Origin of the sequence: Chitinophaga sp. ARDCPP14 (assembly GCF_051362515.1) — a bacterium.
In the GTDB taxonomy this organism is placed as follows: Bacteria; Bacteroidota; Bacteroidia; order Chitinophagales; family Chitinophagaceae; genus Chitinophaga.
In genome coordinates, this window is the sequence record NZ_JBKIXB010000019.1 from 11,451 (window position 1) to 23,283 (window position 11,833).

An 11,833-nucleotide genomic window follows, 5' to 3' on the forward strand; every position below is an offset into this window, starting at 1 on the left:
TACGGATTTGCGGGAGATAGTGAACTGATTACACTTCTTCCAACAAATCCGTAATACTATATAGTAATTGCAGCAGTTATTTTACCAGATCACTACCCGTTCTGCTTCCGGCAGCACCATTTTATTGCCCGGAGCGCAGCCCCATGCAGCCTGGAATTCAGCCAGGTGAGGCAGTGGTCCGTTGATGCGGAATTTTGCCGGTGAGTGCGGATCTGTCTGGATCTGGTTGCGCAGGGCAGCATCTGTGATGTTGCCATGCCATACCTGTGCCCAGCCCAGGAAGAAACGTTGCTGCCAGGTAAATCCATCAATAGGTTTGGGTTCCCCTTTACCTTCAAACGATTTTACGAGGGCGTGATAAGCAAGCGTTAAACCACCCAGGTCGGCTACGTTTTCACCGATGGTTAAGGCGCCATTGATTTTGAAACCAGGCAGCGCTTCAAGGCCGCCGAAGTAGTCGATATAACGCTTGGTCAGTTTATCGAAGTTCTTGCGGTCGGCTTCTGTCCACCAGTTTTTCAGGTTACCTTCTGCATCGAACTGTGAGCCCTGGTCGTCAAAGCCATGGGTAAATTCGTGGCCGATAACGGCGATGATACCGCCATAGTTGATGGCATCATCTGCATTAGGATTGTAGAAAGGAGGCTGGAGGATACCTGCAGGGAATACTACTTCGTTGTTTAACGGGTTGTAATATGCGTTTACAGTTTGAGGCGTCATACCCCATTCGCTTTTATCTACCGGTTTGCCTATTTTATCAACATTTTCTTTGTGTACGTATAAGCTTGCGGCGATTACATTTTCCACCAGTTTACCTTTTTCTATATTGATGGAAGAGTAATCTTTCCATTTGTCGGGGTAACCGATTTTATAGGTAAAGGAAGCGAGTTTTTTGTGTGCCATTTGTTTGGTAGAATCGCCCATCCAGGTGAGTTTATCGATTCTTTCTCCATATACTTTACGCACGTTTTCGATCATTTCAGATACTTTCTGTTTGCTGCTTTCCGGGAAGTACTTTTTGGCAAACAGTTTACCCAGCGGCATGCCCATTTTTCCATCGGTGGAGCGGATAGCGCGTTCTGCGCGGGTTTTCTGCGACTTTTTACCTGTCATTACCGTACCGTAGAAATGGAAATTTTCATTATCGAAAGTAGCAGGTAAATAACCGGCAAACTGGCCGAGCAGCTGCCATTTGGAATATGTTTTCAGTGTTTCGAGTGGCGTAGCTTTCAGCAAAGCGTTGGCTTTGGTGAGATAGGTCTTGTTCTGGAGCACGAGGGTATCGGTTTTGATATCCTGTTTAGCGGCGAAGTTTTCCCAGTCGAAGTCGGGCGCCAGTGTTTTCAGTTCTGAGAAGGCGGCCCTGTTGTACGTTTTAACCGGATCGCGCAGTTCTACATTGCTCAGCTGGATAGCGGCGAGTTTGGTTTCAAAATCCAGGATGGTTTGTCCGGCGCTTGCTTCAGGGAAACCTGCCAGTTTAAACATTTTATCAACGTGACTAACAAATTCGCTGCGCACATTTTTGGTAGCGGAATCCTGTCTTTCGTAGTAGCTTTTTTCACCAAGGCTCAGGCCATCCTGTGCCTGGTAAAGCACATTCATTTTACTGTTTTTGGCGTCTGCGTCTGCACCAAAACCGGTAAAGGAAGATACCCCGATTTTCTGGAGTTCACCGGTTACGCTGGCCCAGTCGGCGAGTGTTTTAATGGCGGCAATCTTATCGAGGTAGGGTTGCAGCGGAGTGATGCCGCGTTGTTCGATAGTAGCGGTATCCAGGAAAGATGAGTAATAGTCGGCGATCTGTTGTTCTTCTGTGCCTTTTTTCAGGTCTGTTTTGCTGGTAATTTCAGCAATGATTCCTTTGAGGCGAACTTCCTTGTTTTCTTTATCGAGAACGTTAAACGCTCCCCAGCGGCTCTCTGTAGAAGGGATGGGGTTGTTTTTTTTCCAGTTACCATTCACGTAGTTGTCAAAATCATCACAGGCTTTGTAGGAAGAATCGATATCAGCCAAGTTAAAAGCGGGCACCTTGGTGGTGTCGGCCGTTTCCGCCTGCTGCGAGGAACTGTTGGAATTGCAGGCTGCAAATGTAACCATGGCAGCCAGCAACGGTAGTTTTACCGCATTGGTTTTGTTCATATTTAAAACAGGTTTAGTATCCTAAGTTATGGAAAACGGGTCAGGTTGCATGAAAGGTTTTTTATGAACGGCAATCGCCGCCATGATGGCTGTTGCCGATCAAATCCCGGAATCTCTAAATAATTAGGTAGGTTTGTGTTACGTAAATTAACATATAAATGGATTTCAGGTTTAAATTGTACAGGGTTACCACGGCTATAGTATTGATGATATCCGGTATTTTCACATTCATGCTCTTGTCCAGCATACTTTTTCTGGGTACCAACTTCGGGTCAATTGTATTCCTGCTTTCTATGGGGGCCTGTTTTATTCATAGCGTTTTATCATTATATCTTCAGCGGAGCCTGCTATTACCGGAAATTCCGCTGAAAGAGAGTACGCCGGGTGGCATGAGATTTATGGGTACAATAGGGCTGATATTTGCTGTTCTGCTCATTTTGTCGGGGTTAACCATATTGCTGGTTACGCCGGAGCAGATGAAGGCGGAGATCGACAATCTGCCGCCGGATCAGCAGGCGGCGGTTAAACAAACCCTGATAGCGCCGATAGGCGTTTTCCTGCTGGTGGTGGGAAGTTTGATCGCATTGAATATAGGGTTGTCGTTCCGGTATCTCCGTCAGTGGCTGCAATTGCAGGGCGGGAGGAGCGAAGAACATGAAGAATAAAAAACGGAGTTATGGAAAAGCGGGAGATAGCCAACAGGGATGATATCATATTACTGGTAAACAGTTTTTACGATAAAGTAAAAGCGGATGATCTGATCGGCTTTATTTTTAATGATGTAGCAAAGGTAGACTGGCCGCATCACCTGCCCATTATGTATAATTTTTGGGAAGGGATTCTGCTGGACGGCGGTAATTACAAGGGAAATGTGATGGATCCTCATTTTAAACTGAATAAACTGATCCCATTGGAGCCTGCCTATTTTGACCGCTGGCTGCAACTGTTTGAAGCCACCGTCGCCGAAAATTTTACGGGAGAAAAAGCCGCACTGGCAGTTACCCGCGCCCGGTCTGTAAAAGGGATCATGTCGTTTAAAATGAACCAGATCAATCATCCTGGTACCGGCAATCAAATTCCGCTCGTTAACCCGGGCAATAAACAATAAACCAATAAGTGTAGTATGCAACCATTAGCGGAGCGGTTAAGACCGGTAACGTTGGATGAACTGGTGGGGCAGGAGCATCTTACCGGCAAGGACAGTATTTTAAGAAAAGCGATAGAGCAGGGAATGATTCCTTCCATGATTTTGTGGGGTCCTCCCGGTGTTGGAAAAACAACTATTGCCAATATCATTGCACATACATTACAGGTGCCTTTTTACACACTCAGTGCTATATCGGCCGGGGTGAAGGAAGTGAGGGAAGTGATAGAAATGGCCAGGCGGCAACAGCATGCGGTGTTATTCATTGATGAGATCCACCGGTTTAATAAATCACAGCAGGATGCCCTGCTGGGCGCTGTAGAGAAAGGGATCATTACGCTTATCGGCGCCACTACCGAGAACCCCTCTTTTGAGGTAAATGCGGCGGTATTATCCCGCAGCCAGGTGTATGTATTGAAACCTCTCGGCAACGATCAGCTGATGCAGTTGCTGCAACAGGCCATGGAACGGGATGAGTGGCTGCGCAGTAAAAATATCGAGATAAAGGAAACCAGCGCCCTGTTTAATATTTCCGGCGGAGACGCACGTAAACTGCTCAATCTTTTTGAGCTGGTGGTGACTACTTTACGGGAAGATCCGCTTGTGATTACCGATAAAAAAGTAATGGACATCGCCCAGCAACGGGTAGCTATCTACGATAAAAAGGGAGAACAGCACTACGACATTATTTCCGCGTTTATCAAGTCCATCCGGGGCAGCGATCCCAATGCGGCATTGTACTATCTCGCCCGGATGATCGACGGCGGAGAAGATGTGAAATTCATTGCCCGCAGGCTGGTGATCCTGGCGTCGGAAGATATCGGCAACGCCAATCCCAATGCACAGTTGCTGGCCACCAGCTGCTTCCAGGCCGTAAACCTGATCGGCTTTCCTGAATCAAGGATTATCCTGTCGCAATGCGTTACCTATCTCGCTGCTTCTGCCAAAAGCAATGCAGCGGTTGCTGCTATCAGCGCGGCGCAGTCGGTAGTCGCTAAAACCGGCGACCTGCCCGTGCCTTTGCATATCAGGAACGCCCCTACGAAATTGATGAAAGAGATGGACTATGGCAAAGGGTATGCATACGCACATAGTTATGAAAACAATTTTGTGATACAGGAATTTCTGCCGGATGCTATCAAGGGAACGAAATTTTATGATCCGGGAAATAACCCGCGTGAAAATGAATTGAGGAATTACCTGAAGAGTTTGTGGAAGGAAAAATATAATTATTAAAGATAAAGTATTAAAGACAAAGCGGCCTGTTCAGTTTGCTGAACAGGCCGCTTTGTCTTTATGCAGGCGTTACTTCCCGGATACTTCTCCAATACTTCTCGGATACTTCTCAGATACTTAGGAGTAGCGTATGTGTCGTACTCCCTATACAGTCCCCATACAGTCCCTATACAGTCCCCATACAGTCCCCATACAGTCCCCATACAGTCCCCATACAGTCCCCATACAGTCCCCATACAGTCCCCATACAGTCCCTATACACTTCCGATACACTCCCCATACACTCATGATACACTCCTCATACACTCCCTATACACTTCCCCTATTTGAAATGCAAAACACCTTCCTGGAAATAGTAACTCACTTCAGCAGTTGAAATGAGGTTGTCGAGGAAGTCCTGGAGTTTCTTTTGTTTGTTAATAATCCCTGTAAAGCACTTCTTCCCTACTGCGGGGTTATCTATCACTACCTGTACATCGTACCAGCGCTGAAGGGTCAGTGCAATTTCCTGTACGGGCGTATTGTAAAATATATATTGTCCTTTCATCCACGACAGCACCTGCCGCTCATCAAAAGCAGCTACTTGTACAGGCGCACCGGCAGTAACCCGTGCCTGGTAACCGGGCTTCAATCCTACGGTTTGCGTGGACGTGCGCATGTTTACACTTCCTTCCACCAGTGCAACTTTTACTGCTGCGGGGTCATAGGAGTTGATATTGAAAGCGGTGCCCAGTACTTCAATGGCTGCGCCGCCGGGCAAATGCACGATAAAAGGCCGCGAAGCGTCTTTGGCCACCTGCAGGTAAGCTTCTCCCCTGATCTCTATTTCACGGGTGTTGCCGGTGAAATTCACCGGGAAATGCGCGGTGGTAGCTGCATTCAGCCAAAGTATGGAGCTGTCGGATAACTTTACCTGGTAATCCATTCCGGTTGGAACGCTGATCGTACTCCATTGATTGCTGGCGCCTCCCTGCAGGGTTAATACCTTCCCGTTGTTATGAAAGCGGGCATCTCCGGCTACAATAGCCTGGCTGCCGCTACCAGTAAGATCAATTTCCTTGCCGTCGTCAATTTTCAGCAGAATGGCTTTGGCCGGCGCCGTAGCGGCGATGGATTTTTGGTGAGTAGCCCCGGGCAATTTCAGGTACAGCAAAACGGCTGTTGCAGCGGCAGCAATGCCGGCTGCCATGCCGATATACCGGGTGATTTTTTTTCTCCGTGCTTTTTTCAACTCATTGTGCAGGTTGGCCCATTCCTCGCGCGTATCCAGTTTCTCCATCATTACCTTGCCTTTGCCAACAGAGAAGAGCTGCTGCATTTCCTCCCACATCACCTGTACATCTTCCTGTTCCGAAATCAGGCGCTGTAGCAACAGCTCATCTTCCGGATCAATATGATTGTCCAGTTTATCTATCATCAGGCTTTTTATTTCTTCTGCAGTATGGTCCATATATTTTGAGCTCAAAGCATTTTCTTTCGTAAAAATTGCAGGGCGCGGGATAGTACTGTTTTAACAGTATTAATGCTCACCCCTAACTCTGCCGCTACATCATTACGGCTTTTCTTTTCTATGTAATACAACTGGAAGATCCGCGCGGTTTTTGGCGGCAATTCCCTCATTACCTGTAATAAATGATCGGCCCTCTGCTGATATTGCAAGGCCTGATCTTCGTCTCCGTGTACTTTTATTACAGCGGTATCTGACTGTACCGCATATTGATATCCTAATTCTTTCTGCTCGCGCGACTTCTCTGATTTTTTTAAATTAAGACACCTGTTGCGGACGCTTTGGGTCAGGTATGCTTTTATGGATAGAATATCTTCCAGGTTTTGTTTATGCCACAGATCAATAAATATTTCCTGTACCACATCTTTAGCCTGCTGCTCATCCCTCAGCAGGTAAAATGCCTCCATTACCATTCTTCTGTAATGAACAGAGAATATTTCACCGAATGCTTTCTGGTTTTGTTCTGACATCTTATAGCAGCAATCTAACGAGGAACAGGTTGGAATTTCTCTTACAAACCTAAACAAAAAAAATATTCAAAACAGTATAAAAAATTTGTCACCCGTTACGGACAAAAGTTGTCTATAGAACAAATTTCACGTACTTGAAAAACTGAACGTATGCCACATTATGTACGAGGTGCTTTTATTTTTCTATTGTCATGTTTTTACTTTATCCCGGCCAGTGGCCAATTACCGTCAGACAAAATTTCATTGAATGTCAGGAATGTATCGTTAAAGGAAATTTTTAATCAGATTACCGCAAAAACGGGCTACGACTTATTTTACAGCAATCAGCAGATCAACGACCAGCAAAAGGTGTCGCTGAACCTGAAGGAGGCGGCTCTCCAGGAAGTACTGAAAGCCGTATTGGGAAACGGTTTTACCTGGCAGTACCGCGACAAGGTCATTTACATTAAAAAAAAGGAAGGTCTGCCCCCGGATTCCACGCGCAATGCGCCTGCATTAACGGATACTGTTATGCGTATTTCGGGGAAGATCACAGACCAGAAAGGCGTACTGCTGCCCGGCGCCTCCGTGAAACTGAAAGGCACCGACAAGGGTGGCGTTACCAATGAAAAAGGGGAATTTGACATCCCCGATGTTACGCACGGCGCGGGGATACTGGTGGTATCTTATATCGGGTTTCAAAGCCGGGAAGTAGCCGTCAAAAACCGCTCGCAGATCAATGTAAGCCTGATGGGCGAAGGATCTACCCTGAACGACGTACTGGTAATAGGTTATGGTACGGTGAAGAAGAAAGATGTGACCGCATCTGTATCCTCTATCTCAAAGGAAGCCATGTCGGAGAGAACATTGTTTTCCCTGGCAGATGCCATGAAAGGCAAAGCAGCGGGTGTGCAGATCACCCAGAACGATGGCACGCCTGGTTCTGAAAGCACCATCCGCATCCGCGGGGCCAGCTCCATCAGTGGCGGAAGCACACCCTTGTATGTAATAGATGGGGTGATGCAGGAAAATGCCAATGATATTAACCCGGGAGATATTGAATCCATTGAGATTTTGAAAGATGCTTCCGGCACTGCTATTTACGGGGCCCGGGGCGCCAACGGCGTTATCATGATCACTACCAAAACCGGCAAGGCAGGAAAAACAGTGGTGGAACTGTACGCCAACACCGGTTTTCAGACACCCGGCCACCTGGTAGGCGTAATGGACGCTTCGGAGTACGCGCATGCCCGCTTCCTGGCTTCGGCCTATACCTATACGCCCGCAGATGCCACAGATCCCAATAAGCCGGGCACAGAACTCACCGGCTACACCTATTACCGGGATGCCCCACTGGGCAGTCCCGCCGGTTTCTGGGGAGTAGCCACCGATGAAACGTATCACGACTGGTACAACTATAATAACCCCGATTCAACAAATACCGACTGGCAAAAGGCCATGTTTCAGAACAGCGCCATACAGGAATACCGTATTATCGCTTCCGGAGGCTCAAAAGACACGAAGTTTTCTTTTATGGGCGGTTACCTCAACCAGGGAGGACTGATCGTTTACAGCGGCTATGAGCGCTTTAACGGGCGGTTTAATTTTCAACAGAAACTATCACCCGCGGTAACCCTGACCAGCAATATTTCCGGCAGCCGGACTACTATCAACGGTTTTATCTCCGGTTCACAGAACGGCGGCATCACCTCCAATAGTGTTATCACCAGTATGTTCAGCCAGCAGCCGGTAAAGCCGCTCACCTTTTCCGATATTGAAGATAATGAAGGGGTGGAAGGTTACATCAGCACCAATCCCTATTCGCTGGCAAAGAATGTTACCAATAAAAGATCCAATGCCGAATGGGTAACACGCCTGGCGCTGGACTGGAACATTAACAGGCATTTCACCTTTCGCACAACCGCCAATTATTCTGCTGTAAATACCAATACAGATGCCTATTATCCCAAGAATACATCTTCCGGCGCCAAGTATGGCGGGCGCGCAGTGCTGGCGAGAGGCGCCACTGATAAACTGATGAATGAAAACCTGCTGTACTATAAAGGCAATATAGGCAGGGACCACAGTATTAATATCATGGGCGGCGCTATCTTTGAACAGAACAAAGCAAGCCTTGTTACCGCCGAAAACCAGCATTACGATATAGAGTTGCTGGGACCATACGGCCTGGGAAACGGTACCGTGCCGGTAATACCTACCTATAACATTACCAAATGGACGATGGCCTCTTTCCTGGGAAGGGCGGAGTACAGTTACCGCCAAAAATATATGGCTACACTTACCATGAGGGCCGACGGGTCTTCCCGCTTCAGTAAAGATAACAAGTGGGGCTACTTCCCTTCTGCCGCAGTAGCCTGGAGAGCCAGCGATGAAAAGTTCCTGAAACCTGTACACGCAATCAGTAACCTGAAATTCCGCGCAAGCCTGGGGCAAAGCGGCAATACGGCGATCCCGTCTTACCTGACACTATCTACGATTACTACCTACTTTTCCCCGATGGATGGTAACACTCCCGATTTTGGGGTAGTGGTGGAAAGACCTGAAAACGCTTCCCTCAAATGGGAAACCACCACACAGGTGGATGCCGGCATGGACCTCGGATTATGGAATGATAAAGTAAATATTACGGCCGACTGGTACCTGAAGCGGACTAAAGACCTGCTGATACAACAAATCACGCCTGGTTACAGCGGCTACAGGAGTTCATGGAATAACCTCGGTTCCATCCAGAACAGCGGGTTCGAATTTAATATCAGCTCCCCGCTGATTACCCGGGCGCAATTTGGCTGGAACCTGGATGCTAACATTGGCGTTAACCGCTCAAAGGCGGTGGAAATAGGACCGGATCTGGGTCTCGATCCTGCCGTGGTAGCGGGAATTGGTACCACCGCTATTATCAGGAACGGTCAGCCGATAGGGCAATGGTTCGGATACCAAACCAATGGCATTTTCCAGTCGCAGGCGGAAATAGATGCATCGGGGCTTACCGTTATCAACGGACAGGCCATCAGTAAAATACGGCCTGGAACCAGGAAGTTTATTGACCAGAACGGCGACGGTATCATCAATGCAGCCGACCGTGTGGTGCTGGGACAGGGACAACCATCCTTTACCGGCGGCCTCACTAATTCACTCCGGTATAAAGCATTTAATCTGAATGTGGTGGTGCAGTACAGTTATGGCAATAAACTGTACAATGCCAACAGGGTGGCAATGGAAGCCGGAAGGAGCACAAATAATATGTCGAAAGGATCCGTTAACGCCTGGCGTCCGTCTTTATATGATATGACATCAGGGGAACTGGTTGAAAAAGGGAATCCGAATAACAGCTACCGCATGCCCGGTAGCCCGGAAGAATTGCTGATGTTATCCGACTGGATAGAAGATGGCAGTTTTATCCGCCTGAGCGATGTAACCTTGTCCTATCATTTTACTGCGCGGAATGTAGGGAATATCACGCTTTTTGTAAGCGGTAAAAATCTCTGGATCAGCACAAAATACTCCGGGTATGATCCGGAGGTAAACACCCGCCAGGGAGGTTTCGGGGACCTGATGCCATCATTGGACTACGCCTCTTATCCACGCTCCAGGGTATACTCATTCGGTTTAAAAGCTCAATTCTAAATGTTATGAAATCAGCTATTATACTTGCATGTACGATCGTACTTTTTTCTTCCTGTAAAAAATTTCTGGAAGAAAAACCGCAAACTCAATATACCACCGACAATTTTTTTGTTGATAAGTCCACACTGGAAGCAGGAATTGTAGGAATGTATTCTTCTGCAAAAGACCTGTTCGGCGTATACACCAATACCCCGTTGTTCATGACAGAAATAGGTACAGATGAAGCCATGTTCAAAGGAACTTCCGGCGTACGTTTTAATTTCGACCGTTATACTTTTTCTGTAAGCGAAGGATCGATCTATGAATACTGGATCAGGCACTATGAAATTGCGGCAAGGGCTAATATTGTTATTGATGCTGCCGCTAAAGTTGCCACCATCTCTGATGCCGACAGGAAAGTGATTACAGGAGAAGCCCGTTTTATCCGCGCCTTTGTGTACTTCCGGCTGGTACAGGCTTTTGGGGATATTCCCATCATAGAGAAGCCAATCAGCGGAAAATTTGATTACGGTCTTCCGAGACGCCCCCTCAAAGAAGTGTACGACTTCATTCTCAGCGATCTCACCTTTGCGTCGCAGGATGGTGTGCTGACAACCCAAAAAACAAACGACGGACATGCCAATCAATGGGCCGCCAAAACGTTGCTGGGCAAAGTATATCTCACCATGGCCTCTGCAAAGGAAACCGCGCTCACCAAACAAACGGGCAAAGTAGATGGCTACAAGGATATAGCAATGGATGTAAAAGCGTTGTATACAAAAGCCTGGGAAGCGCTGAAGGACGTGAAAGATAACAGTGGTGCGGATCTGCTGCCGGTGTACGGAGATGTGTTCAAAATTGAGAATAAAAATGTGAACAGGGAATCGTTGTTTGAATTGCAGTTCAGTCCGGTCGTTCCTTATGGCACACAGTGGACCAAGGAATATGGTATGGCTTATACAGGCGGCCTGGTGAATGGTAACCCGCTCTACTATACCAATTCTATGGCCGGCGTGAATAACCTCGTGTATGTGCCGAAGTTTTACACCTACTACAAGAAAACGCCGAAAGACGTGGATTATGATAAAAGAAGGGTATGGAACCTTTCCGATTCCATGATCAATGTGGCGAATAATGCACCGTCTAAATTAACGTATATCTGGACTTCGCCCTACTCGCCGGATGCTTACAACCAAACTATCCTGGGACGCTGCGGCGTTACCAAATACCGTTGGGGGGCTTCATGGCAAACCACTTCGCAATACCTGTATTCCAATTGTCCCAACAATGTGATTGTGCTGCGCTTTGCAGATGTGTTGCTGATGTTTGCGGAAGCGGATTATAAAATGAACGGAACCATTTCAGCAGAAGGGCTGGCTGCGATCAACAAAGTGAGGCAACGCGCCCGCGGACTGGATGCCAGCGGTGTTCCTGTTACCGCCGCACAAACGCCGGGCTTTAATGACTATACCGCTGCAGATATTACTACCGATGAAATACTGATGGAACGAGCCCGGGAGCTTTGCTTTGAATTTCAACGCTGGTTCGATCTCGCGCGTACAGGCAGGTTTGAGGCATTCCTGAAAAAGAACCGGGATGCCGGCAATACGAAAATTGTAAATACAGCCACCAGTTTTGATCCGGCAAAGCATTACCTGTTTCCTATTCCACAATCTGAAATAGACTTGTCTACCAACAAAGAAAACTTTAAACAAAACCCGAATTACTAAA

8 protein-coding genes are annotated in these 11,833 nt (G+C 47.4%); 5 read left to right on the plus strand and 3 right to left on the minus strand.

Annotated elements, in window-relative coordinates:
* Positions 1-81 precede the first annotated feature (81 nt).
* Positions 82-2,142, minus strand: a complete 2,061-nt coding sequence (locus ACLHR0_RS30915; protein WP_436491620.1) for a M13 family metallopeptidase — start codon at positions 2,140-2,142, stop codon at positions 82-84.
* A gap of 158 nt (positions 2,143-2,300) precedes the next feature.
* On the opposite strand from ACLHR0_RS30915, the gene ACLHR0_RS30920 reads away from it, so the two are divergent.
* The 3 genes from ACLHR0_RS30920 to ACLHR0_RS30930 are packed head-to-tail and all read left to right on the plus strand — an operon-like array spanning position 2,301 to position 4,522.
* The gene (locus ACLHR0_RS30920) at positions 2,301-2,807 is read left to right on the plus strand and encodes a hypothetical protein (protein WP_429044143.1); all 507 of its coding nucleotides are present in this window, start codon (positions 2,301-2,303) and stop codon (positions 2,805-2,807) included.
* 11 nt (positions 2,808-2,818) lie between these two features.
* On the plus strand, positions 2,819-3,250 hold the full coding sequence (locus ACLHR0_RS30925; protein WP_429044146.1) for a group III truncated hemoglobin: 432 nt from the start codon (positions 2,819-2,821) through the stop codon (positions 3,248-3,250).
* 15 nt (positions 3,251-3,265) lie between these two features.
* Positions 3,266-4,522: a replication-associated recombination protein A gene (locus ACLHR0_RS30930; protein WP_370911128.1), complete on the plus strand. Its 1,257-nt coding sequence runs from the start codon at positions 3,266-3,268 to the stop codon at positions 4,520-4,522.
* Between the two features lie 322 nt (positions 4,523-4,844).
* Here the strand turns inward: ACLHR0_RS30930 and ACLHR0_RS30935 are convergent, their stop codons facing one another.
* Both ACLHR0_RS30935 and ACLHR0_RS30940 read right to left on the minus strand, forming a co-directional pair.
* On the minus strand, positions 4,845-5,972 hold the full coding sequence (locus ACLHR0_RS30935; protein ID WP_436491621.1) for a FecR family protein: 1,128 nt from the start codon (positions 5,970-5,972) through the stop codon (positions 4,845-4,847).
* Between the two features lie 11 nt (positions 5,973-5,983).
* On the minus strand, positions 5,984-6,499 hold the full coding sequence (locus ACLHR0_RS30940; RefSeq protein ID WP_436491622.1) for an RNA polymerase sigma factor: 516 nt from the start codon (positions 6,497-6,499) through the stop codon (positions 5,984-5,986).
* A 150-nt stretch (positions 6,500-6,649) separates the two neighbouring features.
* Between ACLHR0_RS30940 and ACLHR0_RS30945 the strand changes: the two genes are divergently transcribed.
* Both ACLHR0_RS30945 and ACLHR0_RS30950 read left to right on the plus strand, forming a co-directional pair.
* Positions 6,650-10,123 carry a TonB-dependent receptor gene (locus tag ACLHR0_RS30945; RefSeq protein WP_436491623.1) on the plus strand — a complete coding sequence of 1,158 codons (3,474 nt, stop codon included), beginning with the start codon at positions 6,650-6,652 and terminating at the stop codon, positions 10,121-10,123.
* A 5-nt stretch (positions 10,124-10,128) separates the two neighbouring features.
* Complete coding sequence (locus ACLHR0_RS30950; RefSeq protein ID WP_436491624.1) at positions 10,129-11,832, plus strand: RagB/SusD family nutrient uptake outer membrane protein; 1,704 nt, start codon at positions 10,129-10,131, stop codon at positions 11,830-11,832.
* Position 11,833 lies beyond the last annotated feature (1 nt).

Excerpts from the sequence above, each read along its gene's own strand:
- ACLHR0_RS30915 (WP_436491620.1), bottom strand. The coding sequence starts at position 2,142 with ATGAACAAAACCAATGCGGTAAAACTACCGTTGCTGGCTGCCATGGTT.
- ACLHR0_RS30920 (WP_429044143.1), top strand. The coding sequence starts at position 2,301 with ATGGATTTCAGGTTTAAATTGTACAGGGTTACCACGGCTATAGTATTG.
- ACLHR0_RS30925 (WP_429044146.1), top strand. The coding sequence starts at position 2,819 with ATGGAAAAGCGGGAGATAGCCAACAGGGATGATATCATATTACTGGTA.
- ACLHR0_RS30930 (WP_370911128.1), top strand. The coding sequence starts at position 3,266 with ATGCAACCATTAGCGGAGCGGTTAAGACCGGTAACGTTGGATGAACTG.
- ACLHR0_RS30935 (WP_436491621.1), bottom strand. The coding sequence starts at position 5,972 with ATGGACCATACTGCAGAAGAAATAAAAAGCCTGATGATAGATAAACTG.
- ACLHR0_RS30940 (WP_436491622.1), bottom strand. The coding sequence starts at position 6,499 with ATGTCAGAACAAAACCAGAAAGCATTCGGTGAAATATTCTCTGTTCAT.
- ACLHR0_RS30945 (WP_436491623.1), top strand. The coding sequence starts at position 6,650 with ATGCCACATTATGTACGAGGTGCTTTTATTTTTCTATTGTCATGTTTT.
- ACLHR0_RS30950 (WP_436491624.1), top strand. The coding sequence starts at position 10,129 with ATGAAATCAGCTATTATACTTGCATGTACGATCGTACTTTTTTCTTCC.